This is a genomic window from Streptomyces sp. AK010, from assembly GCF_014207295.1.
Lineage (GTDB): Bacteria > Actinomycetota > Actinomycetes > Streptomycetales > Streptomycetaceae > Streptomyces > Streptomyces massasporeus.
Map to the genome: position 1 here is coordinate 425,382 of NZ_JACHCX010000001.1, position 26,068 is coordinate 451,449.

The 26,068-nt window shown below is 70.2% G+C and carries 22 protein-coding genes and 1 tRNA gene; 7 read left to right on the top strand and 16 right to left on the bottom strand.

What is annotated here, in order from left to right; translation table 11 throughout:
* Positions 1–132: 132 nt before the first annotated feature.
* Positions 133–1,092, top strand: coding sequence for an ATP-binding protein (locus HDC93_RS01970; protein ID WP_185006507.1), 960 nt, complete (start codon positions 133–135; stop codon positions 1,090–1,092).
* Positions 1,093–1,161: 69 nt separating this feature from the next.
* On the opposite strand, the gene HDC93_RS01975 is transcribed toward HDC93_RS01970, so the two are convergent.
* Positions 1,162–1,704 carry a hypothetical protein gene (locus HDC93_RS01975; protein ID WP_185006509.1) on the bottom strand — a complete coding sequence of 181 codons (543 nt, stop codon included), beginning with the start codon at positions 1,702–1,704 and terminating at the stop codon, positions 1,162–1,164.
* A gap of 171 nt (positions 1,705–1,875) precedes the next feature.
* On the opposite strand from HDC93_RS01975, the gene HDC93_RS01980 reads away from it, so the two are divergent.
* Positions 1,876–2,511, top strand: coding sequence for an HD domain-containing protein (locus HDC93_RS01980; RefSeq protein WP_185006511.1), 636 nt, complete (start codon positions 1,876–1,878; stop codon positions 2,509–2,511).
* A gap of 127 nt (positions 2,512–2,638) precedes the next feature.
* Here HDC93_RS01980 and HDC93_RS01985 read toward each other — a convergent pair whose 3' ends face one another.
* Genes HDC93_RS01985 through HDC93_RS39210 form a run of 3 tightly spaced genes read right to left on the bottom strand, consistent with a single transcriptional unit; the run spans position 2,639 to position 3,741 of the window.
* Positions 2,639–2,842: a DUF397 domain-containing protein gene (locus HDC93_RS01985; protein WP_185006513.1), complete on the bottom strand. Its 204-nt coding sequence runs from the start codon at positions 2,840–2,842 to the stop codon at positions 2,639–2,641.
* A complete protein-coding gene (locus HDC93_RS01990) occupies positions 2,839–3,525 on the bottom strand; it encodes a DUF5753 domain-containing protein (RefSeq protein ID WP_311774466.1) in 687 nt (228 codons plus the stop codon). Before HDC93_RS01990 ends, HDC93_RS01985 begins: the two co-directional genes overlap by 4 nt.
* A 12-nt stretch (positions 3,526–3,537) precedes the next feature.
* On the bottom strand, positions 3,538–3,741 hold the full coding sequence (locus tag HDC93_RS39210; protein WP_311774467.1) for a hypothetical protein: 204 nt from the start codon (positions 3,739–3,741) through the stop codon (positions 3,538–3,540).
* A gap of 269 nt (positions 3,742–4,010) precedes the next feature.
* Between HDC93_RS39210 and HDC93_RS38050 the strand changes: the two genes are divergently transcribed.
* Both HDC93_RS38050 and HDC93_RS39215 read left to right on the top strand, forming a co-directional pair.
* Positions 4,011–5,147 (top strand): hypothetical protein, encoded by a 1,137-nt coding sequence (locus tag HDC93_RS38050; protein WP_260419349.1) that lies wholly within the window; start codon positions 4,011–4,013, stop codon positions 5,145–5,147.
* A gap of 175 nt (positions 5,148–5,322) precedes the next feature.
* Positions 5,323–6,114 (top strand): ATP-binding protein, encoded by a 792-nt coding sequence (locus HDC93_RS39215; RefSeq protein WP_311774468.1) that lies wholly within the window; start codon positions 5,323–5,325, stop codon positions 6,112–6,114.
* 512 nt (positions 6,115–6,626) lie between these two features.
* Here the strand turns inward: HDC93_RS39215 and HDC93_RS02005 are convergent.
* The 6 genes from HDC93_RS02005 to HDC93_RS02030 all read right to left on the bottom strand — a co-directional run bounded on the left by HDC93_RS02005 (position 6,627) and on the right by HDC93_RS02030 (position 13,995).
* A complete protein-coding gene (locus tag HDC93_RS02005) occupies positions 6,627–7,328 on the bottom strand; it encodes a serine/threonine-protein kinase (RefSeq protein ID WP_311774469.1) in 702 nt (233 codons plus the stop codon).
* A gap of 30 nt (positions 7,329–7,358) precedes the next feature.
* Entirely contained in the window at positions 7,359–9,284 is a 1,926-nt protein-coding gene (locus tag HDC93_RS02010; protein ID WP_185006515.1) for a DUF262 domain-containing protein, read from the bottom strand.
* Positions 9,285–9,444: 160 nt separating this feature from the next.
* On the bottom strand, positions 9,445–10,803 hold the full coding sequence (locus HDC93_RS02015; protein ID WP_185006517.1) for a GH1 family beta-glucosidase: 1,359 nt from the start codon (positions 10,801–10,803) through the stop codon (positions 9,445–9,447).
* Positions 10,804–10,832: 29 nt separating this feature from the next.
* Entirely contained in the window at positions 10,833–11,672 is an 840-nt protein-coding gene (locus HDC93_RS02020) for a carbohydrate ABC transporter permease (RefSeq protein WP_185006945.1), read from the bottom strand.
* Positions 11,673–11,683: 11 nt separating this feature from the next.
* Complete coding sequence (locus HDC93_RS02025) at positions 11,684–12,673, bottom strand: carbohydrate ABC transporter permease (protein ID WP_185006519.1); 990 nt, start codon at positions 12,671–12,673, stop codon at positions 11,684–11,686.
* Between the two features lie 5 nt (positions 12,674–12,678).
* A complete protein-coding gene (locus HDC93_RS02030; RefSeq protein WP_185006521.1) occupies positions 12,679–13,995 on the bottom strand; it encodes a sugar ABC transporter substrate-binding protein in 1,317 nt (438 codons plus the stop codon).
* 253 nt (positions 13,996–14,248) lie between these two features.
* Here HDC93_RS02030 and HDC93_RS02035 point away from each other — a divergent pair, with 253 nt between their 5' ends.
* Complete coding sequence (locus HDC93_RS02035; protein WP_185006523.1) at positions 14,249–16,051, top strand: coagulation factor 5/8 type domain-containing protein; 1,803 nt, start codon at positions 14,249–14,251, stop codon at positions 16,049–16,051.
* A 434-nt stretch (positions 16,052–16,485) separates the two neighbouring features.
* Here the strand turns inward: HDC93_RS02035 and HDC93_RS02040 are convergent, their stop codons facing one another.
* The 5 genes from HDC93_RS02040 to HDC93_RS02060 form a co-directional block, all read right to left on the bottom strand.
* On the bottom strand, positions 16,486–17,400 hold the full coding sequence (locus HDC93_RS02040) for a YceI family protein (protein ID WP_185006525.1): 915 nt from the start codon (positions 17,398–17,400) through the stop codon (positions 16,486–16,488).
* 138 nt (positions 17,401–17,538) lie between these two features.
* A complete protein-coding gene (locus HDC93_RS02045) occupies positions 17,539–18,381 on the bottom strand; it encodes an NAD(P)H-binding protein (RefSeq protein WP_185006527.1) in 843 nt (280 codons plus the stop codon).
* A 9-nt stretch (positions 18,382–18,390) separates the two neighbouring features.
* Complete coding sequence (locus HDC93_RS02050) at positions 18,391–19,497, bottom strand: maleylacetate reductase (RefSeq protein ID WP_185006529.1); 1,107 nt, start codon at positions 19,495–19,497, stop codon at positions 18,391–18,393.
* Complete coding sequence (locus tag HDC93_RS02055; RefSeq protein WP_185006532.1) at positions 19,494–20,363, bottom strand: intradiol ring-cleavage dioxygenase; 870 nt, start codon at positions 20,361–20,363, stop codon at positions 19,494–19,496. The genes HDC93_RS02050 and HDC93_RS02055 overlap by 4 nt, the downstream gene beginning before the upstream one ends.
* A gap of 117 nt (positions 20,364–20,480) precedes the next feature.
* Complete coding sequence (locus HDC93_RS02060; protein ID WP_185006534.1) at positions 20,481–22,229, bottom strand: FAD-dependent monooxygenase; 1,749 nt, start codon at positions 22,227–22,229, stop codon at positions 20,481–20,483.
* Between the two features lie 364 nt (positions 22,230–22,593).
* Here HDC93_RS02060 and HDC93_RS02065 point away from each other — a divergent pair, with 364 nt between their 5' ends.
* Positions 22,594–24,312, top strand: coding sequence for a helix-turn-helix domain-containing protein (locus HDC93_RS02065; RefSeq protein ID WP_185006535.1), 1,719 nt, complete (start codon positions 22,594–22,596; stop codon positions 24,310–24,312).
* A 136-nt stretch (positions 24,313–24,448) separates the two neighbouring features.
* Here HDC93_RS02065 and HDC93_RS02070 read toward each other — a convergent pair.
* Positions 24,449–24,533 (bottom strand) — tRNA-Leu (locus tag HDC93_RS02070).
* 142 nt (positions 24,534–24,675) lie between these two features.
* Here HDC93_RS02070 and HDC93_RS02075 point away from each other — a divergent pair.
* Positions 24,676–26,007 carry a DUF2254 domain-containing protein gene (locus tag HDC93_RS02075; protein WP_185006537.1) on the top strand — a complete coding sequence of 444 codons (1,332 nt, stop codon included), beginning with the start codon at positions 24,676–24,678 and terminating at the stop codon, positions 26,005–26,007.
* Positions 26,008–26,068 lie beyond the last annotated feature (61 nt).

The following is a 26,068-nucleotide window of genomic DNA, read 5'->3' on the forward strand; positions in this document are numbered from 1 at the left end:
CACGCCGTTCAACCGGGTGATCCCGCCCACGAGAACCACCAAATCCCGGACGGAGTAAGCGATTTGACACCGACAAGGAGCAGTCCCTAAACCTAGTCACATGACATCCATTTTCAAAATGGTGGAGCGGCCGTGAGGATCGCGTTCGTCGGCAAGGGCGGCAGCGGCAAGACCACCCTGTCCGCACTCTTCTCCCGCCACCTGGCGCGCTCCGGCGCCCCGGTCCTCGCCATCGACGGCGACATCAACCAGCACCTGGCCGAGGCACTCGGCGGCGAGGCGGTGTCCGCGCCTCCCCTGGGGGCCCACCTGTCCGAGATCAAGAAGTTCCTGCGCGGCGACAACCCCCGCATCCCCTCCCCCGAGGCCATGATCAAGACGACCCCGCCCGGCCGCGGCTCGCGCCTCCTCCGCCCGCTCGGCGACGACGACCTGCACGGGCGGCACGTCGGCCGGGCGGGCGGCGTCCCCCTCATGGTGACGGGCGAGTTCGACGAGTCGGACCTGGGCGTGGCCTGCTATCACTCCAAGCTGGGTGCGGTGGAGCTGTATCTGAGCCACCTGCTGGACGGCCCCGGCGAATACGTCGTGGTCGACATGACGGCGGGCGCCGACGCCTTCGCCTCGGGCCTGTTCACCCGCTTCGACATCACGTTCCTCGTGGCCGAACCCACCCGCAAGGGTGTCTCGGTCTACCGTCAGTACCGCGACCACGCGGAACAGTTCGGGATCCGCATCGCGGTCGTGGGCAACAAGGTGACCTGCGAGGACGATCTGCTCTTCCTCAAGGAGCAGGTGGGCGACGACCTCCTGACCCACCTGGTCCACTCCCCCTGGGTCCGCGCGGCCGAGCAGGGCCGCACCGAGCCCGGCCCGCATGCCCTGGCGTCACTGGAACCGCACAACCGCCACGCCCTCGGCGTCCTGCGCGAGGCGGTCGACTCCCACCCCCGCGACTGGGACCGCCTCCACCGCCACGCGGTCGAGTTCCATCTGCGCAACGTCCGGGCCTGGGCGGATGCGCGGACGGGGGAGGATCTGGCGGGGCAGGTGGATCCGGAGTACGTCCCGGGGCCGGCCGCCCCGGCCTGAGGAGCACCACACCCCTCACGGCTCTCTCCTGCCGGCCCACCCCTCCGGCCTGCTGACCCACCCCACCGGCTACTCGATCCCCGTGGCATCGAGTAGCCGGACCACGTCCTTGCGCCCGTACCCGAGCAGTCGGGCACGATCAGCGGCCATCAGGACCAAGTGCGCGACGATCTTCGCCGCGTATCCGTCCTTGTTGTCCGCGTCGAACCATTCCTGGGGCTTCTCGACACCCAGACTGTTCATCACCAGCCCGTGCTCCCGGCGGACCTCCCCGACGGTACCGGCGACAGCGTCCATGAGCGTCTTCCCCGGCCGCTCGCACTCCAGGGCGAAGTCACCCCGGTCGACCGGCACACACCCCTGCGGCGGACGTGCCCGCAGCCCCGCGTACCTCTCGTCCCCGAACCCGGAGGCCCGGAACTCGTCGTGCACCAGACAGAACCGGTGGAAGCCGGGCGGAACCGGAGGCGGCGGAGGCGAGTACTCCCACCCGGCATCCTCGTACAACCGCCGCTTGACCTCTTCTTCATCGGCGTGCGTCACGGTGAAGCCGTTGGACTCGTTGCGCCCGGTCGTCGTGCCGTCGGGGTTGCGGTGGATGTGCAGGCCCATGGTGTGCTCCCGCTGCCGTGATGTCGATGGACGAGAATCCCCCGTCACCAGCTCGAACGGCCCGCGAAGCCGACCCGTGCCCATTCTCCTGAGCCCCACCCGATCGCGTGAAATCCGGTGGCGTGGGAACTGGCCGACTTCGGCGGGATGGAGCGTTGTTACGCTCCTCCGGTGAGGATTCCGAGCCCCGCAGAGATCCAGGCGCTGCACGAGAAGCACGCGCCCACCGCCGAGGCGTTCACGCTAGTGCACACGCACTGCGAGATCGTCTGGGGGGTCGCCGAGCAACTCCTCTCCGTGCCCCACCTGGCTCATCTCGACGCCGAACTGGTCCGCGCCGGCTGTCTCCTTCACGACATCGGGGTCTATCGCCTCTACGGCGACGACGGGCGGCTTGACCACGGGAACTACATCCGGCACGGCCTGCTCGGCCACGAGATCCTCAAGGCGGAGGGCTTCCCCGAAACCCTCCGCCGCTTCTGCTCCCACCACACCGGCGTCGGACTCACGCGGCAGGACATCACGAGTCAGGGGCTGCCCCTCCCTCCCGCCGACTACGTGGCGGTGACGGAGGAGGAGAGGCTGGTGATGTACGCGGACAAGTTCCACACCAAGTCCCGGCCGTCAGCGTTCCTCTCCCCCGACGAGTACGCCGCCCATGTCCGCCGGTTCGGCGAGGACAAGGTGATCGCCTTCCAGGCACTGCGCGCGGAGTTCGGCGAGCCGGACCTCACCGGGCCCGTGCCGGGCTTCGGGACGGAGGAAGACACGACGGCTGCCGCGGTTCGGGTTCCTCGTCCAGCATGACGGTGCCCGTGTGACGTGCTGTGGCGTGCACCTTCAGGATGCCGCTGCGGTCGTAGTGATAGTCGACACCGCCGTATGTCGGCGCCCGGCCAACCATGGGACGGCTGGGCTCAAGGCACCAACAAGCTCACGTCGTCCTAAGCAACGCTGCCCACGCCGCCGAGCCAATCTTCACCACAGGCCCTCTCTGCGCCACGCACTTCGAGTCACGCACTTGTGCGCCGACAGCCGTAAGGGCGAACTCAACGCACTCGCCACCCGAACCCGTGCTGTAACTGCTGGTGCGCCAGGACAGCTTCGTCTCACCATGTGTCGCGTCTTCCGCGTTCATAATTCTTTCAGCATCTTCTCGAGTAGCCCCAGGGACTCGCGTGGAGTCAGGGCCTGAGCACGCAGGATGCCGTACTGCTCCTCGTACTCGCGCACCGACCTCCGCTCAGTGAAGAGGCGGCTGTCATTCCGCGCCTCAACATAAGCGAGCCGCTGCCCCTTCTGCGTCTCGTACAAAGTGAACGGTCCATCCAGCGCGGCATGTTCCACACATCTGACAGGCATGATCTGTACGACCACGTTCCGGTGCTGCGCACGAAGCAGGACTTCCTCCAGCTGGCCACGCATGACGGCCCACCCTCCCAGCGGCCTTGGCAACACGTGCTCCTCGATGGCGAAGCTGATGGTGGGAAGTGGCTGTCGGTCGTAAATCACCTGGCGTGCCAGACGGGAACTCACCCGCTGGTTGACAACCTCTCCGTCCATTAGCGGCAACCACATCTCACAGACCGCCCGCGCATGCTCCTCGGTCTGCGACAGGCCCGGCACGGCTTTGCTGGCGTACACATGCAGCTCAACCGCCTCCGTCTCCAACTTCGCCGCGTCCCGGAAGAACGCCGGATACCGTGCCCGCGCCACCTCCTCCTTCATCACCGCCAACAGCCCGCCGGCCTCCAGCACCGCATCCGCCCGCTCGATGAACTCCGGCCTCGGAATGCGTCGCCCCAGCTCCACCGACGTCACCGTGCCCTCGCCTTACCCGAGCTTCGCACCCAACTCCGCCCGCGTCAGCCCCCTGCTCGTCCGCAGCAACCGCAACTGCTGCCCGAGGCACCGCAGGATGCCCGCCTCGCCCTCACTGCCCTGAGCCGTCACCGGTGACCTCACCTCACCCACCCGCACAAAGGCGCCCGCCCGCACCTCGTCCCGCCGCAGGCAACACACCTGATCGTCACTCACAGCTCACTCTAAGGACACGCAACGTCGCCGTAGTGCCGCTTCGCGCGGTTCCCCTCGTACCGCGTACACGCGCGTACAACCCTCGCCTGTCCACCCGCGCCCCCGTGCCCCATGCCAGCCGCGGATCGTGTGACGAGGCGCTAAGGTTGCGCCTCTTGGGGAGGACGTCGAGTGGCCGTGGTACCGCTCGCCGAACAACGTGCGTTGACGGCAGCCGGGGCCCGCGCCCACGGCTCGGCCGACCGCGGAAAAGTTGGGGGGAACGCGCCGTGACAGAAGCGCCCACGCACGCTGCCGACACCGACACGGACGGAGCCGACGACGCCGCCGACCGGAAGGTCGTCGAGCAGGAGCAGTCCGAGATCAAGGACTTCGTCAAGGGTCTGAGCGCGGACGACATCAAGTCGGGCAACTGGTTCACCAAGCTCGCCGCTCACGCCATGAACGCGTACACCGAGAAGGTCGACTGGCAGTACTTCCAGGATCGTTACGAGGGTGTGCCTGCGGACGTCATCGTGGATCAGCGGATCAAGATGGCGTCCCGGTACGCCGCGCTCGAAGGCGGGCTCTCCGCCGGGGCGTACACCGCAACCGTCGCCGCCACCATCGGCACCGCCGGGGGAGCCTCCCCCGCGACCGTCCCCGCGGCCTTGGCGACCGTGATGGTCGACGTCGCGTTCATCTCCCAGCTCCAACTCCGCCTGGCCTACGACATCTCCGTCCTCTACCGGGTACCGATCGACGTGCACGACCCCGAAGACCTGTGGAAGCTCATCCGCGTGGCCTTCACCATCAAGAGCGGGGAAGCGGCCAACAAGACCGTGACCAAAGCGATCCCGGTCATCGTGCGACCGTTGGTCAAGCGGTTCTACTCGGGATCGGTGCTCAACGCCGGGAAGGCGCTCCCCGTCGTCGGGAAGCATCTCCTCCAGCGCAACGTCATCAAGATCGGCATCCCTCTGGTCGGCGTCCCCCTTGCCGTCCTGCTGAACCGCTACACCACGCTCGTCGCCGGCCGGCACGCGCGGGCCGTGTTCCGGAACGAGGCGCGGGTGATCGAACTCGCCGAGGGACTGAGCGAGCGCAGCCGGCACCCGCAGTTGATGCTGTGGGTCGCGTGGCTCGTCCTCAGGACGAACGCGAAGACCAAGATCGCCGATGACGAAGCACTGCTGATGCGGCACCTTGTGAGGCTGGTCAGGGAGCGGCACGAGGTGGTCGACGAGAAGCTCGCGAACGTCGTCGACATCGACCCCGCCGAGGTGTGGAAGCGCGTGGACGCCGAACCGGGCGATCTCGGCGACGTCCTCGACGCGGCGGAACGCGTGGCCACCGTGGACGGTGACGTCAACTCCCGCGAGAAGGCGATCCTCGCGGAGCTTCGGGAGCGGTGCCACCGGGGCTGACCCCGGCGTGCGGCAGCACTCTCGCGCCGCTCCCCGCCGCGACCCCGCGTCCGTGTACAGGCTGCTGCGGTACAGGCGTCGCTCCTGGTGACACGCCCGGCCCGGCCGCAACGCTGACCGCATGCACACACCGCTTTTCCCTCCCCTCGGAGCCGCGGGGGCCAGTGAGTTCGCGATGTCGTTCACGTCGACCCCACGGGGCGCCCGCCTCGCCCGGCTGTTCGTCGCGCAGTGCCTGGACTCCTGGGGCGACCCCTACACCAGCCACGTCAACGAGACGCTGACCCTGATCACCGCCGAGCTGTGCGCCAACGCCGTACAGCACGGGCGCCTCCCCGGACGGGACTTCCACGTCCGGCTGGCCGCCGAGACGGACTGCAGGCGGCTGCGCGTCGAGGTCTCCGACACCCGCGCGGAACGCCGGCCCGCAGTCACCAGCCCCACGGCCCCCGGCGCCGAGTCCGGCCGGGGCCTCCTCCTCGTCGCAGCTCTGGCCGACGACTGGGGCGTCACCGACCGTCGCTCCCGCCCCGGCAAGACCGTGTGGGCGGTGCTGAACACCGCGTCGAGCAGGCCGCCCGGCACCCGTCCACAGACGCAAGCACCGGTCTCCCGGAGCGCCCCGTCGGACTGCCGCCGAGCCGGTGACAACCGGCCCCACGCCCACGACGGCAGCGCACCGAACCGACGCGCAAGGTATGTGCGGTCGGGGCGATCTTGGTCAGTTGGCTCGAGGCCTACCCGGCATCGCTTCTCGTGGCCTCGGATCCAGTCGGCTCCATGGACCTCGTGCCTGTGCTCTCGCCCCTCTTGCCCGCCTCGATGGAGGCGTGGCGCCGCCGTAGAAGCTCGGCGCGCTCCTCGTCCGGAATCGTCATCGACTCGGCGAGCACGGAGGCAGTCGCGTCCACTTGAGTGGTGTCGATGTCGGCGCCGAAGAGCCACCGGATGCTTTCGTCGCGCGTGATGAGGTCGATCGCCAGGCACTCACTTTTGCCCTGTGTCGCTGCTCGGACATATCACACTCGGTCGATCGGGATTTCCTGACGGATCGCGCCCTGCTCGAGGAACGCGTTCGTCTGGGTGATGATGATGCGGCGGTCCGTGACGGCGACCAGTGTCTTCGCCGCGGCCTTGTCCCTCGCTGCCGCCAGCTTCTCCTTCGCCCCGCCGATGATTGCGGATCCCCGACCTGCTCGGGTTCGTCGTCCACGAGGACCTGGACGGCTACACCGACAGGCGACTACCCAGACCCTCCTCGGACGGAGATACGAAGGGATAACAGGGCCGGCGCCCGGTCCACACCTCGTCGTTTTGCTTGTCCCAAGTACGGGGCGAGGGCCGCGTATACGTCCGCCGCACTGTCGGGACGGTCCTCGGGATGCTTCGCAAGCAGTGCGTGTACCAGGTCCTGGAGGGCAGCCGGGGCGTCGACGCCGTAGTCGGCCAGTCGGGGCGAGGGCGCGGTGAGGTGCTGGGTCACCAGATCGGGCAGGCCCCTCCCCGCGGAAGGGAGGGCGGCCGGTGAGCATATGGTGCAGCAGGCAGCAGGCATCCCACCGCATACAGGTCGCTGCGGCTGTCCAGTGGCTTCTCGCCGGCCAGGAGTTCGGGCGAAGCGCAGGCCACATTGCCGAGCGTTTCGCCCGTGACAGTGAGCTGCGGGTCCGTGTCCGAGAGGATCTTCAAGAGACCGAAGTCGAGGATCTTCACCAGACCGCTGGTGTGGACCATGATGGTCTGAGGCTTCAGGTCGCGGTGCACGAGGCCGGCCGCATGCGCGGCGGAAAGCCCCGATGGCAGCTGCGCCACCGCGGTGGCCGCGGCGGGAACGGACAGGCGCCCGTCTTCGGCGCAGTCGATGACATTGTCGTGGGTCGTTCCGTCGGCAAGCTGCATCACCAGACAGCGGGCGTCCTCCGTCACGGCGGCGTCGTACACGGCGGTGATGTTGGCGTGGTCAAGACGAGCTGCGGCCTTGGCCTCCCTCTCGAAGCGCGCCAGGGCTGCAGGGCGCCGGTCGGTCAGAGCCAGAAGATCCGTGGCCACGTTCTTGACCGCGACGGGACGCTCCAGATACACGTCCGTCCCCTGCCAGACGTGCCCCATCGCCCCTCTGCCCAGAGTGCGGTCCAGCCGGTACCTGTTGCGCAGTACCCTGCCCACGGCGAACTGCTCCACGTTCACTTCCCTCGGTAGCGCGACTTCCTCTCATCGAATGCTCTGCAGCAGCTGCCCCGTGGCAGTGACGGTCCAGAACGACCATCCGTTGCGATGCGGTTTGACGTGCGGGTTGAGGGCGTGCACCACAGCAACTGCCGCCCCGCTGGGTGTCTCGTACTCGCCGCGGCCGGGACCGGTGGGAATCGCCACGACACGGGACGAGGGGTCGTAGTGGGCGTCGACGCGCCGACCCTCGTAGATTGCATGGATCTCGACACCCTGCTCCGTGCGGAGTTCCTGGACCGCCGCCCCGACGAGGGTGGGCGCGTCCGGGGCCTCCGCGATCAGCTCCTCGTCGGCAGGCAGCTCGTCGGTGTCCCGGTGGGCGGCCTTCGCGTCGTAGCGGGGAAGCCCGAGAAGCCCGTTGAGTGCATTGGCCAGCAAGCGCCTGCGTGCGGCCAGGAAGTCGGGGAAGCGGTCGAGGGACCACAGCTCCGGCTCCTCGGGGATCCACTGTTCGGCCAGGCGTTCCGAGGCGATCTCCGCCATGTACTGGGCGGGCAGCCTTGAGGAGATCATCTTGTTGGTCTGGCCGGTGATGAAGGCCAGGTTGGCGAGGCTGTTCCACTCCTCCTTCGCGTACGTACCCTGAACCCGGGCGCGCGGGAACACGTGGTGGTACTCGATGGTGGCACCGGTGTTCAACGGCTGGTCACTGATGGCGATGTTGGTCGCCCAGTCCCGTGCCGTGCCCCGCAGCGCGGCGATGTAGAGCAGCTTGAAGAAGGGGTGCGTGGAGTACTTCTGTTCCAGATCCCTCGGGTGCAGGGCGCTGTCCAGCGACCGGGGGCCGGAGGCCCGGCGGATGAGCTCGTCGAACAGGCCCTCACCCTCGCGCGATTTGATCAGCCTGGCCTCCGCGTCGAGCTTGCCCTCGACCTGCAGGGAGTAGTGGCTGAACGCCATCGCCGTGTATACCCAGCGGCGCAGCAGCTGAGCCTCTCCCGGACGCAGTTTGCCGTCGCGGTGGTGCAGCAGCAGAGCGGGCACGATCGTGACGTTCGGCGATGAGAGAACCTCGGACCGGGGGATCGAGCACTCGCCCTTCAGGAAGTCGATGGCGAAGCGCAGGGCCGTCTCGGTGTCCTGCCAGGCTCCCTTCAGCGCGGCTTCGTCCACCTCCGCCCCGATGAGCTTGATGTGATGGGCGCCGGTTCCCGCGAGGAGGCTCATGAGGCGCAGGACGGCTTCCCTGTTCAAGGCGAAGTTGCTGTCCTGCAGTTCCTGGTGGAAGGAGTCCATGGTGTCCAGGCCATCGGCCCAGCGGGCCGCGATGGCGCTGTACACGAGATCGCCCTTGGACAGCCGTCGGCCGCCCTTGTTCAGGCGGGCGAAGAGCTCGGCGACCTCCTCGTAGTCGTCGGACTCATAGGTGATGACAGCGATCTGGTGATGCCGGATGTTGTTCACCTTCTGCATCCGCCGCGTCCACGCGTCGAAGTTCGGATCGTCGAACGGCACCCCTGCCTGGAGCAGGACCTGATAGAACTGCACGTTCTCTTGCAGCAGCGTCGACACCGGGATCAACAACGGGTCCTTGCGCTGTACGGCGCTCGGGTTGACGAACTCCTCGGTGCGGACGTCGAAACGCAGATCGATGAGCCGGCCGTCAGCCTTGGACTCAGGCCGGTACACCCAGGCGAGGGAGGTCAACCGCTGCTGTCCGTCCAGCAGATAGAGAGGCTGGTGCATCGACTGGTCGGTCTGGACGACGGCAGCGGTCTTGAAGGGGACGGTCAGATTGGTCTTCCACAGCAGCAGGGCACCGACGGGGTAGCCCCGGTACAGAGAATCGAAGAGATCACGTACATCGGGCCGCATCCAGACGAAGTCGCGCTGGATGGAAGGAATGACGACACTGCCCTGCAGCAGGTTCTCGACCTGAGTGATGATCTTGTCGTTTGCCAGCCCCATGCTGCCGCCCCCAACGTGCGAGTGATCTACGGCACACACGATAACTGTCGTCGCCGCCCACCGTCTTGCGCACAGGAGTCGCGCCCGATGCACCGGTCTCGTCGTCGCACCGCGACCATGGGCCACCGGAACCGGGGCATGGGTTCGGCGGCCCAGCTTTTCAGGCCGCCTCGCGCACCTGACTCCGATGGGCCCGGACGACATCGGCGTACCGGTGCCCGGTGCCCTTGATCGTCCGCCTCTGCGTCGCGTAGTCCACGTGCACCAGCCCGAACCGCTTCTCGTACCCGTACGCCCACTCGAAGTTGTCCAGCAGCGACCAGGCGAAGTAGCCCGCCAGCGGAGCGCCCTTGCGGGCCGCGGAGGCGCAGGCGGCGAGGTGACCCAGCAGGTACTCCTGCCGCTCGGGGTCGTCGACCGTGCCGTCGGGGCGGACCACGTCGGGGTAGGCCGAGCCGTTCTCCGTGACGTACAGCCGTGGGGCCCCGTAGTCGTCGGTGATCCGCAGAAGCAGGGACTCGATGCCGCTCATGTCGATCTCCCAGTCCATGCCGGTGCGCGGGACGCCGTCACGGCGTACGGCCCGGGCGTACGGCGCGGGGCCTTCGGGGTCGTCGGCGACGGTCTGCGGGAAGTAGTAGTTCAGGCCCAGCCAGTCCAGCGGGGCGGCGATGGCCGCCGAGTCGCCGGGCCGTTCCGGGAGTTCGACGCCGTAGAGCTCGCGCATGTCCGACGGGAACCCCCTGCCGTGCACCGGGTCGAGCCACCAGCGGTTGGTGTGGCCGTCCATGCGGCGGGCGGCGGCGAGATCCTCGGGGCGGTCGGTCGCGGGGTGGATGGTGGAGAGGTTGTTGACGATGCCGACCCGCGCTCCCGGGGCCGCCGCGCGGATGGCCCGGGCCGCCAGCCCGTGGCCGAGCAGCAGGTGGTAGGAGGCGCGGACCGCGGCCGTGAGGTCCGTCAGACCGGGTGCCATCTTGCCCTCCAGGTGGCCGATCCACGCCGAGCACAGCGGCTCGTTGAGGGTGGCCCAGTGGGAGACGCGGTCGCCCAGGCGCCCCGCGACGACCGAGGCGTACTCCGTGAACGCCGACGCGGTGTCGCGCTCGGGCCAGCCGCCCCGGTCCTGGAGCGCCTGCGGCAGGTCCCAGTGGTAGAGGGTGACGGACGGGGTGATGCCCGCCTCCAGCAGACCGTCGATCAACTCGTCGTAGAAGGCGAGGCCCTTGGCGTTGACGGGGCCGTCGCCGCCCGGGACGACGCGCGGCCAGGCGATGGACAGGCGGTAGGCGTTCACGCCCAGCCGGCGCATCAGGGCGATGTCCTCGCGCCAGCGGTGGTAGTGGTCGCAGGCGACATCGCCGTGGTCGCCGCCGGCGGTCTTCCCGGGGGTGTGCGAGAACGTGTCCCAGATCGACGGCGAGCGGCCGTCCTCCGCCACGGCTCCCTCGATCTGGTAGGCCGAGGTGGCCGTGCCCCACAGGAAGTCGTGCGGGAGTGCGGCGAGGTCGATGGTCACGGAAGTCCTCTCGGATACGGGCGAGTCGGTCACTTGACGGCTCCCGCCGTCAGGCCGGCCACCAGATAGCGCTGGAGCAGCAGGAAGCCCGCGACCACGGGCACGCTGACGACCAGCGAGGCGGCCATGATCTGGTTCCAGTACACGTCGTTGAGGGTCGAGTAGCCCTGGAGGCCGACGGCGAGGGTGCGGGTGGTGTCGTTGGTCATCACCGAGGCGAACAACACCTCGCCCCAGGCGGTCATGAAGGCGTAGACCGCGACCGCGATGATGCCGGGCACGGCCGCCGGGACGACGACCCGGAACAGCGCGCCGAGCGGACCGCAGCCGTCGACCAGGGCCGCCTCGTCGAGGTCGCGCGGCACCGAGTCGAAGTAGCCGATCAGCATCCAGACCGAGAACGGCAGGGAGAAGGTGAGATAGGTGAGGATCAGGCCGCCGCGCGAGCCGAACAGGGCGATGCCCGTCACGTTGCCGATGTTGACGTAGATCAGGAACAGCGGCAGCAGGAAGAGGATGCCCGGGAACATCTGCGTGGACAGGACGGTGACGGTGAAGACGCGTTTGCCGCGGAAGTCGTAGCGGCTGACCGCGTAGGCCGAGAAGACGGCGATGACCACCGAGCAGACCGTCGCCGCCCCGGCCACGACGAGGGAGTTGACGAAGTAGCGGGCCAGCGGGACCGTCGACCAGATGTCGATGTACGGGCGGATCGTCAGCTCGCTCGGCAGCCAGCGGAATTTCCCGGTGACGTCGGCCAGGGGCTTCAGCGAGCTGGAGACCATGACGTGGACCGGGACCAGCACGAAGCCCGTCAGCAGCGTCAGGAAGATCCGCCGGGACCACAGGAAGGAGCGGTGCGGGGCCATGGGGGACGTGGTCATGAGGCCTTTCTCCGTCCGCGCGAGGTGAGCGCCAGGTATCCGCCCGTGACCAGCAGCAGGAACAGCAGCAGCAGGACGGACATCGCGGAGCCGGTGCCGAAGTTCCAGGTGACGAACGACGCCTGGTAGATGTGCACCGAGATGAGGTCGGCGGCCTCCGGCGCGGTCCTGCCGAACAGCACGAACGGCGTGTTGAAGTCGTTGAACGTCCAGAGGAAGAGGACGAGCACCAGGACCTGGTTGACCGGGCGCAGGGACGGCAGGGTGATCCGGCGGATCTGCTGCCAGACGCCGGCCCCGTCCAGGGCGGCCGCCTCGTACAGCTCGCCCGGGATGTTCTGCAGGCCCGCCATGACGATGAGGAAGGCGAACGGCCAGCCCTTCCACACCGACACCGTCAGCAGCGCGATGAAGCTGTTGTCGCCGATGAGCCAGAAGGACGGCTTGTCGGTGAGGCCGAGCTGGTCGTGCAGGACGTGGTTCACCAGGCCGTTGTCGTGCTGGAACATGAAGACCCAGGTGATGACGGCCGCGTAGACCGGCAGCGCGTACGGCACCAGGAAGAGCGCCCGGAGCAGGCCGCGGCCACGGAAGGAGTCCTGCATGAAGACCGCGGCGGCCGTGCCGATCAGCCAGCACAGGCCCACCGACAGCTGGGTGAAGGCGATCGTGACGAGGAACGAGTGGAGCAGGGCCTCGCCGACCGGGGCGTCGAAGTCCACCGACACCTTGTAGTTGTCGAGGGCGGACCAGGGGGCGGCGCCCCAGTCGCGGATGTAGAACTGGGTGAGCTTCTTGAAGCTCATGACGATGCCGATCACCATCGGCACCAGGTGGACGAGGAGTTCGAGGAGCAGGGCGGGCAGGAGCAGCAGGTAGGGCAGGCCCACGCGGTGGATCCGCCCGGTGCGGCGGCGGGGGCCGCGCGCCGTGCCGGGCGGGTTCCCCCGGACCGCCGGCCTCTCGGCCTGGGCAGTGGTCGTCATGTCGCTCAGGCCGCCGGCATCTGCTGCTGGGCCTTCTCCAGGGCCGCCTTCACCGAGCCGGTGGTGACCGGTCGCCCTGCGGCCGCGTCGGCGAACAGGCCCTTGATGGCGGTACCGACGGCCGTCTCGAACTGGGACTCGTCGGCGACCTGCGGCAGTGCCACGGCGCTCTTCGCGAGGGTGTCCTTGAGGACGGTGTTGGCCGGGGTGGCGAAGGCGGCGTCCGCCTGGGCCGACTTGACGGGCGGGATCGTGCTGTAGGCCTTGTTGAGGATCTTCTGCTCGGTGTCGCTGGTCATGAACTTCACGAACTTGGCGGCGCCGTCGGTGTTGTCGGTGTTCTTGAAGACGGCCAGGTTGATGCCGGCGACCATCGAGTTGACCTGCTTGCCGGTGCCGGGGGTGCCGGACCGCACGGGCACGGGGGCGATGCCGTAGTCGTCCTTGCTCATGCCCTGCGACTCGAGGTTGGCGGACGCGGACTGCCACAGCAGCATCGCCGTCTTCCCCTTGGCGAAGTCGCTGACGGACTGGTTCTGCGCGTACTCGGCGTTGCCCGGCGCGATGACCTTGTCCTTGGCCATCAGGTCGACGTACTGCTTGACCGCGGCGACCGTCCCGTCCCCCGTGAAGTCGGCCTTGCCGTCGGCGGTGAAGAAGTCGGCGCCGTGCTGCTTGGCGAAGACGAAGGCGTGGTGGATGTTCTCCGACGGGTTCGAACCCTCCATGCCCAGGCCCCACTTGCCGTCCTTGGACAGCCTCTTGCCGTCGGCGACGAGCTCGTCCCAGGTGGCCGGGGGCTTGGAGATGCCGGCGTCGGCGAACAGCTTCTTGTTGTAGTAGAGCGCGTACGACATCGAGTACAGCGGCACCGCCGCCGGGTCCTTGCCCTCCGCGCCCGTGGAGCCGAGCGCCGAGTCGACGAACCGGTCCCGGCCGCCGATCTTGCCGAAGTTCTCGGCGTCCCACGGCAGCAGCGCGCCCGTGGCCTGGAGCGAGGCGCTCCAGGTGTTGCCTATGTTCAGCACGTCCGGGCCCTGGCCGGAGGTGGTGGCGGTGAGGATGCGGTTCAGCAGGTCCGGCCAGGGGACGACCTCCAGCTTCACCTTGATGCCGGTCTGCTTCTCGAACGTGTCGAGTTCGGGCTGGAGGACCTTCTTGTCGACCTCGATGCCGGCGCCCTGGTTGGACGCCCAGTAGGTGAGCGTCTTCGGCGAATCGTTCGATCCGCCGCCGGTGGCGGAGCCGCCTCCGCAGGCCGTGGCCGCGAGGGCGAGTGACAGTGTGACGGCGCCTGCCGCCGCGGCTCGGATGCTGCGCATGGCTGCTCCTGGCTCTCTTCCGGGAGTACGGCCCCCTCCGCCGGGGCGAGAGCCTGGGCGAGAGGGAGCCGTCATGACTTAATTTAGGACGTGAGTTAATCCTCGGCAGGCAGCCCCGTCAAGGGTTCGGACACAGTCTCGGAAGTCTCGCCGCACCCCTTGACGCATCCGTTCCACGGATGAACCATTCAGCGGCGAGAGAGCGCTCCCCGCACCCCACTCCGTTCACTTCCTGAACCAGGAGAGCCGCCCCATGCACCCTGACTCCCCGTCATCCCGCCTGCCCGCGCCCGGCCGCCGGGCCGTCCTCGGCGCCGCCGCGGCCGCGTCCGCGCTCGCCGCGCTGCCCGGCACCGCCTCGGCCGCCCCCGCCACACGGAAGACCCCCGTGCGCAGGAAGCCGCGCGCCCTGCCCGGCGGTGGCGACCTCGGCCCGAACGTGCTGGTCTTCGACCCGGCCACCCCGAACATCCAGGGCAGACTCGACGAGATCTTCCGGCAGCAGGAGTCGGCCCAGTTCGGCACCGGCCGCTACCAACTGCTGTTCAAACCCGGCACCTATCACGGCCTCAACGCGCAGATCGGCTTCTACACCTCGATCTCCGGCCTCGGCCTCTCCCCCGACGACACCACCATCAACGGCGACATCACGGTCGACGCGGGCTGGTTCAACGGCAACGCCACGCAGAACTTCTGGCGTTCGGCGGAGAACCTCGCGGTCGTCCCCGTGAACGGCACCAACCGCTGGGCGGTCTCGCAGGCGGCCCCGTTCCGACGGATGCACATCCGCGGCAACCTCAACCTCGCCCCGACCGGCTACGGCTGGTCCAGCGGCGGCTACATCGCCGACAGCCGGATCGACGGACAGGTGCAGCCGTACTCCCAGCAGCAGTGGTACACCCGGGACAGCGCGATCGGCGGCTGGCTCAACGGCGTGTGGAACATGGTGTTCTCCGGCGTCGAGGGCGCCCCCGCGCAGGGCTTCCCGAACCCGCCGTACACCACCCTGGCCACGACGCCGGTCTCCCGCGAGAAGCCGTTCCTGTACCTCAGCGGCAGCGAGTACCGGGTCTTCCTGCCGGAGAAGCGGACCAACGCCCGGGGCGTCACCTGGGGCAGCGGCACCCCCCGGGGCACCTCGCTGCCCCTGTCGCGCTTCTACGTCGCCAAGCCCGGCGTCCCGGCGGCCACGCTCAATCAGGCCCTCGCCGAGGGACTCCACCTGCTGCTGACGCCGGGGATCTACCACCTCGACCAGCCGGTGCGGGTCGACCGGGCCGGCACGGTGGTGCTGGGTCTGGGATACGCCACGCTCATCCCCGGCAACGGCGTCACCGCGCTGAAGGTCGCCGACGTCGACGGCGTACGCCTGGCCGGGTTCCTCGTCGACGCCGGGCCGGTCAACTCCGCCACCCTGCTGGAGATCGGCCCGAGCGGCGCCTGGCGGGACCACTCCGCCAACCCGACGACCGTCCAGGACGTGTTCGTCCGCATCGGAGGGGCAGGCCCGGGCAAGGCCACCACCAGCATGGTCGTCAACAGCCGGCACACCATCGTCGACCACACCTGGGTCTGGCGCGCCGACCACGGCGACGGTGTCGGCTGGGAGACCAACCGCGCGGACTACGGGGTCGTCGTCAACGGCCACGACGTGCTGGCGACCGGGCTGTTCGTGGAGCACTTCAACAAGTACGACGTGCAGTGGTTCGGCGAGCGCGGCCGCACGATCTTCTACCAGAACGAGAAGGCCTACGACGCCCCGAACCAGGCCGCGATCCAGAACGGCTCGGTCAAGGGCTACGCCGCCTACCGGGTCGGGGACGGCGTCACCACCCACGAGGGCTGGGGCCTGGGCAGCTACTGCTACTACAACGTCGACCCGGGCATCGTGCAGCACCACGGCTTCGCCGCGCCGAACCGGCCCGGGGTGCGCTTCCACGACCTGCTCGTGGTCTCGCTGGGCGGCAACGGGCAGTACGAGCGGGTCATCAACGACACGGGGTCGCCGACGTCGGGGACGTCCACGGTGCCGTCGACGGTGCTGTCGTACCCGTAGCTCGCAGGTCGGGACGGTCCGGCGGGCCCCTCCCTTCGGGTGAGGAAGGGAGGGGCCCGCCCCGTGCGCTACCGCACCTGCGTCGCGACCGGTGCCGGGGCGTAGACGGTGGGACGGGCCGTGAAGGTGCCGCGTCCCTTCGTGCGGCTGCCCAACCGGGTCGCGTAGCCCATATCGCGGCCTGGCTCTTCTCGATGTACGCCGCTGCTCAAGGTCCCCACTCCTGGTCGTAGGCATACCGAGGCCGATGGTGGCCTTCCGGGACCGTCTGCGCAATGAGGTTGTCGCGGATCTCCTCCAACCGGTCGCGCTGGGCCGGGTCCGGCCGGAGGAGCGAGTGACGAACGCAAGCGTGCTCATGGACACAAGGGCTTGAAAGGCACGGGCGAAGGTGCCCAGGAAACCTCACCCGACCTACGTGCAGGTCACCCGGCCTACTCCGGCGGGGTAGGCGTGTCATGGGTGCGGTACATCGCCTGGACGTCGAGTTCCAGTTGGACCGTGGGGCCGACCACCGCGATGCCGCGGGCCAGCATGGAACGCCAGTTGAGGGTGTAGTCCTCGCGGTGCAGTTCCGCCGTGGCCAGGGCCGCGCAGCGCAGTTCCTGGCCGTAGCCGCCGTTCACGGTGCCGAGGTACGTCGTGTCCAGGGCCACCGAGCGGCTGACGCCGTGCATGGTGAGGGAACCCTGGAGCGTCCACTTGGTGCCGCCGCGGTAGGCGAAGCGCGCGCTCGTGAAGTCGATGTACGGGAAGCGTTCGACGTCGAGGAAGTCGGCGGATCGCAGGTGGTTGTCGCGGGTGGTGTTGCCGGTGGTGATGCTGGAGGCGTCGATCCTGACGTGCACGCGGGAGTCGGACATGTCCGGGGCTATGCGGATGCCGCCTTCGAAGCGTTCGAAGCGGCCGTGGACATGGGCCATGCCGACGTGCTTGGCGATGAACCGGATCGCCGTGTGCGGCGGGTCGAAGAGCCAGGTGCCGGGCGCCGGAAGCTGGAGCGCCTCGGCGGGCTGCAGCCAGACGCGCTCGGTGGCCGTCGGGGTGCCCGGGCCCGTCTCGATCGTCTCGCGGTGCGGCCGTAGGCCTTCCGCCGAGATGAGCAGGCTGTAGCGGCCGGGCGGCAGTGCCGCGAGGAAGTAGCCGTAGGGGTCTGTCGTGCCGCGGGCGGCGACGCGGTGGGTGTCCAGGGCGGTGACGGTGACGTCCGCGGCCGCCAGGGGCGAGCCCATCGGGTCGACGACCTCGCGGGCCACCGCGCCCGCGCCGTCGGGGAGGGGGAGGGCGAGGCCCGCCGCTGCGGCGGAGGTGTTCTTGAGCCACCGGCGCCGGAGCAGTGCGAGGGCCATGGTGGTCACCTTTCTTCGGGTGTGCGGCCGTGCGGTCGGCGATTCTGCGCATGCCGACGGCCGCACCTTGCTGCGGTCACACCCCCTTGTCGATCTTGACGGACCGGATTCCGGTCCGGGTGTCTCAATACGAGACAGTCAGGACTGCCTCGTGAAGGCGTCCGCGTGTTCGGCCGCCCACCGGGTGAAGGTGCGCGCCGGGCGGCCGGTGACCTTCTCGACGGTGCCGGAGACCGTACGGCCCACTTCGGGGGTGTCTCCGTACGCCATGAGCAGGAAGCCGATGGTGTCCTCCCCGAGACCGGCCGCCCGCCACTGCGCGACGGCCTCCTCCTCGGTCAGCTCGACCAGGGTGATGTCCCGGCCGACGGCGGCTGCGATCGTCTTCACCTTGTCGCCGACGGTGAGGACGTCGGGACCGGTGATCACGTACTCCTGGCCGGCATGCCCCTCCTCCGTGAGCGCGACGGCCGCGACGGCGCCGATGTCCGCCTCGTGGACCATGGCGCTCAGCCGGTCCACGAAGGGCTCCCGCACCTCCCCCGAGGTCGCGATTGCGTCCGCCCACTCCAGGGCGTTGGCCATGAACTCGACCGGCATGAGCACCGTCCGGTCCACGCCGTCGTCGGCCCGTACCGCGTCCTCCAGCGGGGTGGGGCCGCCGCCGTGCAGCACGGTGACGCGGCGGACACCGGCGGAGCGAGCGAGTTCCAGGATGCGGGGGCCGGTCTCCAGCGGGCTGAACGCGGCACCGCCGAAGGTGATCAGGTGGAGACCGGTGACGCCCGCCAGGGCCGGGACCAGGCCGTCCGGCTCGGTCAGGTCGCCCTCGACGACGTCGACCCCGGCCGGGAAGGCGGCCTTCGCGGCGTCGCGGGTCAGGGCACGCACCTCGTGCCCCCGGCCGAGCAGCTCGGCGACGACCTGACGGCCGACGGTTCCGGTGGCCCCGGTGACAAGAATCCTCTGCGTCTGCGTCATGCCACGACCCTAGGAGGGCTTGAGGTCACCTTCTGTCCGCGAGCCGGAGTCCGGCGGGCTTCCTTCGAACGCCGCGAGCAGTACGCCCCGTACCCCCTCCGCCGTCACCTCGCGCGGGTTGGCGTACGGCTCGCCCACGGCCCGTTCCGCCGCCGGGGTCACGTCGGCCTCCGTGAGGCCGAGTTCGGCCAGGGAACGCGGGGCGCCGAGGCGGCCGGCCAGGTTCCACAGGGCGCGGGGCACGTCGTCGGTTCCGAGGGCACGGCGCAGGACGGTCAACGCCTGCGGGGCCGCCGGGGCGTTGTAGGCGAGGGCGTGGGGCAGGACCACGGTGTGGGTCTCGGCGTGGGGCAGGCCGTAGGTGCCGCCGAGGACGTGGCACAGCTTGTGGTGCAGCCCCATGGTGGTCGCGCCGAGGCACGCGCCGCACAGCCATGCCGCGTACAGCGCCCGGCTGCGCGCGTCGAGGTCGTCCGGGTCGGCGGCCAGTCGCGGCAGGGCCTCGGCCACGGCCCGGACGCCCTCCTCGGCCATGACCGACACCAGCGGTGAGGCGTCGGGGGCGTACAGCGCCTCGACGGCGTGCGCGAGCGCGTTGATCCCGCTGGTGACGGTCAGCGCGACGGGCAGGGAGAGGGTGAGCCGGGGGTCGTAGACGACGCTGCGGGGCTGGACGACCGGGTCGCGGCCGGTGCGTTTGGTGCCGCCCTCGGTCAGACCCCAGACCGGGGTCATCTCGGAGCCCGAGTAGGTCGACGGCACGGCGATCAGCGGAAGTCCGGTGCGCAGGGCGATCGCCTTGCCGAGCCCGATCGCGGAGCCGCCGCCGACCGCGACGCAACCGTCCGCCCCGGCCGCCCGGATTGCCGCGACGGCCCGGTCGGCGTCCTCGACGGGCACGTGCATCCGCGCTTCGGCGTGCACTCCCGCGCAACTGTCCCCGAGCGCGTCCGCGACGGCCCGGGCCACGCGCTCGCCCCGGCTGCCGCACACGACGAGCAGCCGCCGCAGGCCCAGGCGCGCCGCCTCGTCCGGAGTCGCGGTGACGGCCGCGCCGGGCCGGAACACGACCCGCACGGGCCGGGTCTCGTACGTGAACTCCTCCTGGAACGTCATACGGCCTGCTCCAGGACGAGGTCGAAGCGGGCGTGCCGGAAGGGGTTACCCACGCCGAACTCCCGGGCCAGGGGCGGGTCGTCGGTCTCGGCGAAGTCCTGGAGCAGGCTGCGCTTCACGGCGAACACCGCGTCGGAGTCGAGGTAGTCGCCACCGGCCACGAAGATGTGCGTGGTGACGGGCGTGTGGCCCTCGGCCGTGGCGATGAAGTGGATGTGCGCGGGGCGGTAGGGGTGCCGTCCGGTCGCGCGCAGCAGCCCGCCCACGGGGCCGTCGGTGGGGATGGGATACGCCGCCGGGACGCAGGTGCGGAACCAGAAGCGGCCCTCGGCGTCGGCGGTGAACAGCCCGCGTCCGTTGCCCGCGGGCTGGACGCCGGGCTGCTGGACGTCGTAGAAGCCCTTGTCGTCGGCCTGCCAGACGTCGACGAGGGCGCCGGGCAGCGGGGTGCCGTCGGCGGACCGCACCCGGCCGCTGACGACGCACTTCTCGCCCCCGCCGACCAGGTCGATGTCGTCGCCGAGCGCGCGGACCGGCGACTCGGTCATATGGAAGGGGCCCAGCACCGTCGACTCGGTGGCGCCCGCCGCGCGCTCGCCGCTCAGCGTCTCCACCAGCATGGACAGGCCCAGCACGTCCGACAGCAGGATGAACTCCTGACGGGTGTCGGTGCACATCTGCCCGGTCGCTGTCAGAAAGGCGATCGCCCGCTCCCACTCCTCCTGGGTCAGACGGGTCTCGCGCACGAAGTCGTGCAGATGGCGGACGAGGCCGGTGAGCAGTTCACGCAGCCGCGGGTCGGCGGTCCCGCGCAGGCTGGCGAGGGCCTGCTCGGTGACACCGGCCCTGGTCACATCGGTGGTCATCCCGGCTCCTCGTCGTCGACGTCCGGTTCCTACAGCTCTTCCGCAGCTTCCAGATGTTTCGGTTCCTACAGCTCTTCCGCTGCCTTCAGCGCTTCCGCTGCCTCCATGATGGCGCGGTCAGGCGTGCCCGAGGATCCGCCGCAGCGCGTCCGCGAGCAGCTCTTCGGCGTCCGGGCCGACGGAGGCGTGCCGGAAGGCCACGAAACCGTCCGGGCGTACCAGGAGGGCGCCCGCGTCCGGGATCCCACGCAGCCGCGCCCAGTCTCCGTACGGGTCCTCGTACTGCTGCCCCGGGCCGATCACCACCGTGGCGATCTCCACCTCCTGCGCCCCGGCCGCCCGCACCCAGGCCTCTCCCCCGATGCCGGTCAGCAGGGTGAAGCGGCCCCGGCCGATGGTGTCGAGGGTCGAGAGCGTGCGGGTGCCTGAGGTGATCCAGGCGTGCGGGAGCCGGGCGCCGGGGCGGGAGGACGGCTGGTGGTGCAGCTCGGGGTCGCGGGCGAAGCCGGGGTCGGGCGTGCCGTCCGGGACGATCGCGGCGCGATCCCCGGCGTGGTAGCGCTGGTTGAGGTCGACGCCGTGGGCGTTGAACTCGTAGACCTTGAAGGCGATCGCCTCGCGCAGTGCGGCCCGCTGCTTCGCGGCGGCCTCGGTGGCGTCCTTGCGGGCGGCGATATTGGCCCACAGCTGCTCGGGGGTCTGCGGGGAGAGCCCGTCGAGGGCCTCGAAGACCGGGGCGGTCTCGCGGATGGACCGGTTGGCGCGGGTGACGATCTGCCGGCCGACCGGGGCGCGCTCGGCGGTGTAGCTGTCGAGCAGTCTGGGGTGGGCGGTGCCGTCGAGGACCAGTCTGAGCTTCCAGGCGAGGTTGTAGGCGTCCTGGATCGAGGTGTTGGAGCCGAGGCCGTTGGACGGCGGATGCCGGTGCACGGCGTCGCCGGCGCAGAAGACCCGGCCGTTGGCGTACGTCTCGGCGTACATCTCGTTGACGGTCCACGCCGAGGACGACTTGACGGTCACGGGGATGGCGTCGTCACCGACGAGCGCCCGGACGATCGACTCGGCGTACTCGGTGGTCAGGTCGGGCGGTCCGGCGTTCACGTCGTAGCCCCAGACGATCAGCCACTCGTTCCAGGGGCGCACACAGCGCACCAGGCCGGCGCCGATGCCGCCGACCGTCGCTCCCGGGGCGAGGACCCAGTAGAGGGTGGACGGGCGGTGGGCGGTGTACCGGCTCAGATCCGCCTCGAAGACGATGTTGATGCTGCCGGCCACACCCATCTGGCCACCCATCGGCAGCCCGGCGTCCGCGGCGACCTTCGACCGTCCGCCGTCGGCGCCGATCAGGTACTTGGCCCGGATCTCGTACGTGTCCCCGCGCAGCCGGTCGCGGACGGTGGCGGTGACGCCGTCGGCGTCCTGGGTGTGGGACAGGTACTCGTTCTGGAAGCGGAGTTGGGTGCCGCGGGCGACGGCCGCGTTCACGAGGACCGGCTCCATGAGGTGCTGCGGCATGTCACACATGCGCGTGGGGCTGGCGAGTTCGTGCTCGGCCTGCACGAGCGGTTCGTTGCCCCAGGAGCGCACCCGGCCCAGTTCCTCGCCCGCGAGGCTCGTGCAGAACGTCGTGTTGCCCATCAGGTGCTGCGGGGTGGCCTGGGCGACGACCTCCTGCTCCACGCCGAGGTCACGCAGCACCTCCATGGTGCGCTGGTTGGTGATGTGCGCGCGGGGTGTGTCGGCGAGGCTCGCGTAGCGGGTCACCACGATGTTGGGGACGCCGTAGGTGCTCAGGGCCAGCGCGGCCGAGGCGCCGGCCGGGCCGCTGCCCACGATCAGGACGTCGGTCTCGACGACGGTGGACACGGGGCGCTCCTGCGGAAGGGGGGTTCGGGCGGCGGGACACGGGACGTGCATGATCATGGAGGTCCTCCGCTGCGCGCGGGTGTCTCATTACGAGACACAGGGGTGTTGGCGAGGGGCGGCTGGGCGGGGTCTCGGGGTGGCTCATGGCGCAACGCCGGGCGGTCGGCGAACTCGGGGTGCCTCATGGCGCAACGCCGGGCGGTCGGCGAACTGCGGCCTCGGACACCCCGTTACGACACATCGGATAGCCGGTGAGCGGCGGCCTCGGACACCCCGTTACGACACATCGGATGGCCGGTGAAGCACGGCAGCGGAACCCGCGGTTGTTTCCTGTTCAACTGAACCCGCTACGGTGGGCTGTGCCGTGACCACCACAGACCCCTCCCCCGCAGCCACTACCGCCCGGCCCTCACTGCGCGTCGCCCGCGAGCGGTTCCTGTCGGGGCGTCCGCTGCCCCCGGGCGTGCCGGAGGAGGTCGTCGCGGCGTGGCGGCGGGCCCGGTTCTTCGGCGTGCCGCACGACTTGGAGGAGACGGTGGCGCGTTCTCCGCTCCCTGGGGAGTCGGCTCTGCTCGGCGCCGCCCGGCCGGTCCTCGGCCGGATCGTCCCCGCCCTGGGCGCGGGCGGGTCGCTGCTCGCCCTGACCGATGAGCGGCTGCGCGTGCTGTGGACGGCCGGGAGAGTACCCGGGTTCGGCGCGTGCGGCAGTCTGTCGGAGCAGGAGGTCGGCCACAACAGCGCGGCTCTCGCCCTGCGCACCCGGGGCCGGGCCGAGGTGCACGGCCCCGAGCACTTCCTCGACCGGTGGCAGGACGTCTCAGCGGTCAGCGTCCCGGTGCGCGGGGCGGAGAGCGGACGGGTGCTGGGCACGCTGACGGTCGCGTCACGGCTGTGCGCCGCCGGAGGGCCGCATCCTCAGGCGGCCTTCGCCGAGGCGACGGTCGCGGCGGTCGAGACGGAGCTGCGGGCCCGCGCCGGGCGGGGCGAGCGGGCGCTGCTGGACGCCTACGTGCGTGCGGCGGGCGGGCCGGACCGGGCCGTGGCGGCACTCGACGGCCGCAACCGGCTGGTCAGCGACGCGGCGCAACGGCTGCTGACGCCCGAGGCGCTCGGGGTGCTGGAGCGCACGGCGGCCGACGCTCGGCACCGGGACGTCACGGGCGTCGCGCGATTGCCGGAGGGAGCCGGGTGTACGGCGCACGTCACCCCGGTACGGCTGGACGGCACGACCATCGGGATCGTGGCCGCCCTGGAGCCGCTCGGCGATCCGGCGCCCATCGCGCCGGCCCCGGCCCCGCCGGTCGCCCTGACCGGCTCCTCGGTCTCCTGGCGGCACGCCGTCGGGCGGGCAGTCGAGCTGGTCCGCTCCGGGGAGCCCCTGCTGCTGACCGGCGAACGCGGAACCGGCAAAGCCGCACTGGCGCGGGAGCTGTTCGGCCCGGACCCCGTGCAGGAGGCCGACGCGGCACAGGACGCCGGCCTCGACCAGGCCCTCTCCGCGTGGCAGTCCGGCCGACTCCTCCTGCTGCGCCATGCCGAGCGCCTTGCGCAGCCCGGGGTGGCCGCGCTCAACTCCCTGCTCGACCAGCACCCGGACTCCCGGCTGCTGGTCACCTACACACCCGGCGTGCCGGTCGGCCCCTGCCTCCAGCGTCTGCTGGACAAGCTGTCGGCCCGCTCGGTGACCCTGCCGCCCCTGCGGGAACGCACCGAGGACCTCCGGGAACTCCTCACCGCGCTCACCCCCCGCCCGGCGCCCGGGCAACCACCACTGACCTGGACCCTGGACGCCCTGCGCGCGCTCGAGGCGTACCCGTGGCCCGGGAACGTCACCGAGCTGGCCCATGTCGTACGGGCCCTCGCGGAGCACCGGCGGGTGTCCGGGCCGGTCCGTCGCGCGGAGCTGCCGGACGCCGTCCGGGAAGGACCGGCCGCCCGCCCGCTCAGCCCGATGGAGCACGCCGAGCGTGCCGCGATCCTGGAGGCGCTGCGCCGCCACGGCGGCAACAAGGCACGTGCGGCGGTCGCACTCGGGATCGGCCGGGCGACGCTGTACCGCAAGCTGCGGGAGTACCAGCGCTGAGGCGGAGGCTGGGGGCTGAGACGGAGGCGGAGGCCGGGTCTGAGGCGAAGGCTGAGACCCGGGCTGCGGCGCGGGAGGGATGACGCACAACAGCTCGGGCGGGTCGAGAAGATCTCGACCCGCCCGAGCTGGTCTGTGTCCGAGGGGGGACTTGAACCCCCACGCCCGATAAAGGGCACTAGCACCTCAAGCTAGCGCGTCTGCCATTCCGCCACCCGGACCAGGTGTCTGCCGCCTTGCCAGGGGTGTTCCCCGCGGCGACACGGACAACAATACCAAGCTTTCGGAGTGCCTTTCACCTGCGTTTCCGCCCGCCTGGCGGGGGTCCGGGACCTCACGGCCCGATACCTCTAGGGTCGCACCATGAGTGACTGGATGGTTACGCAGAGCTCCCCGGCGGTACGTCGTCCGCGTGCGCTGTCCCCGCTCAGGGAGCATCTGCGGGACACGTTCTGGTTCGCCCCCACCGCGGCGATGGTGAGCGTCTTCGCGGTCTGGGTCGGGGCGGAGGCGCTCGACACGGCCATCGTCGACTCCCTCCAGCGGGAGAAGGACTACGAGACGCTCGGCGAGTTGCTGCGGTTCGCGGAGGACGCGAAGGCCGTGGTGAGCACGGTCAGCTCGGCGATGATGACCTTCATCGGTGTGGTCTTCAGCATCTCGCTGGTGGCCGTGCAGATGGCGAGCGGGCAGTTCACCCCCCGCGTGGTGCGGCTCTTCGTACGGAGCCGGATCACCAAGGCGACCTTCGCGGTGTTCCTGGCGACCTTCGTACTGACCCTGCTGGTGCTGACGAGCTTCGACAGCGTCGACGACCCCCGGGCCGTCACGACGGTACCCCTGGTACAGTCCGTCCTCACGCTAAGCATGGTCGGGCTGAGCCTGCTGCTCTTCGTGCTGTACGTGAACGCGACCCTGCGGCTGATGCGGATCAGCCATGTGATCGCGCGGATCGCCTCGGAGTCGTTCCGGGTGCCCGCGTCGATGCCCGTCCCGGAGGGCGGGCAGGCGGCTCCCGCCCACGGCACGGAGACCGCGTGGGTGCCGCACGACGGCCGGGCGGGTGTGCTGCGGGACGTGCACATCGCGCGACTGGTGCGGGTGGCGCGCAAACACGGGGTCGTGCTGCGGCTGATCCCGCGGATCGGGGACTTCGTGGTGCCCGGCATGCCCGTGCTGGCGGTGCACGGCGGGCCCGTCCCACCACGCAGGGCTCTGCGCTACGCGATCTCGGTCGGGGTGGAGCGGACCTACCACCAGGATCTCGGTTTCGGGCTGCGGCAGTTGTCCGACATCGCGCTGCGCGCCCTGTCCCCCGCGATCAACGATCCGACGACCGCCGTCCAGGCGCTGGACCGAGTCGTCCAGTTCCTGGCCGCGCTGAGCCGGCGTCCGTTGGACGCCGCCTTGCACCGGGACCGGGCCGGTGCGGTGCGGCTGGTGCAGCCCGTGCCGGACTGGACCGAGCTGGTGGATCTCGGGTTCACCGAGGTACGGGGCTGCGCCGTCGGCAGCCCGCAGATCTCCCGGCGCATGCTGGCCGGTCTCGACGACCTGCTCCTGCTCGCACCGCCGGAACGCCGCGAGCCGCTGCTGCGCCATCGCGAACTGCTCCGGCAGGCCGTCGCCCTGGCCGCACCGACCGCGCCGGACCGCGACTTCGCCCTGCGTCCGGACCGACAGGGCATCGGCTGAGCGACACGACGTCTCGAGACGCCGGGCCGCGGCACATCGCGACGTCTTGAGACGCCGGACC

Coding starts and splice junctions, on each gene's coding strand:
- HDC93_RS01975 (WP_185006509.1), bottom strand. CDS start 1,704: ATGGGCCTGCACATCCACCGCAACCCCGACGGCACGACGACCGGGCGC.
- HDC93_RS01985 (WP_185006513.1), bottom strand. CDS start 2,842: ATGAACGCGGAAGACGCGACACATGGTGAGACGAAGCTGTCCTGGCGC.
- HDC93_RS39215 (WP_311774468.1), top strand. CDS start 5,323: ATGTCGTTCACGTCGACCCCACGGGGCGCCCGCCTCGCCCGGCTGTTC.
- HDC93_RS02010 (WP_185006515.1), bottom strand. CDS start 9,284: ATGGGGCTGGCAAACGACAAGATCATCACTCAGGTCGAGAACCTGCTG.
- HDC93_RS02020 (WP_185006945.1), bottom strand. CDS start 11,672: ATGGCCCCGCACCGCTCCTTCCTGTGGTCCCGGCGGATCTTCCTGACG.
- HDC93_RS02025 (WP_185006519.1), bottom strand. CDS start 12,673: ATGACGACCACTGCCCAGGCCGAGAGGCCGGCGGTCCGGGGGAACCCG.
- HDC93_RS02030 (WP_185006521.1), bottom strand. CDS start 13,995: ATGCGCAGCATCCGAGCCGCGGCGGCAGGCGCCGTCACACTGTCACTC.
- HDC93_RS02035 (WP_185006523.1), top strand. CDS start 14,249: ATGCACCCTGACTCCCCGTCATCCCGCCTGCCCGCGCCCGGCCGCCGG.
- HDC93_RS02040 (WP_185006525.1), bottom strand. CDS start 17,400: ATGGCCCTCGCACTGCTCCGGCGCCGGTGGCTCAAGAACACCTCCGCC.
- HDC93_RS02045 (WP_185006527.1), bottom strand. CDS start 18,381: ATGACGCAGACGCAGAGGATTCTTGTCACCGGGGCCACCGGAACCGTC.
- HDC93_RS02050 (WP_185006529.1), bottom strand. CDS start 19,497: ATGACGTTCCAGGAGGAGTTCACGTACGAGACCCGGCCCGTGCGGGTC.
- HDC93_RS02055 (WP_185006532.1), bottom strand. CDS start 20,363: ATGACCACCGATGTGACCAGGGCCGGTGTCACCGAGCAGGCCCTCGCC.
- HDC93_RS02075 (WP_185006537.1), top strand. CDS start 24,676: ATGAGTGACTGGATGGTTACGCAGAGCTCCCCGGCGGTACGTCGTCCG.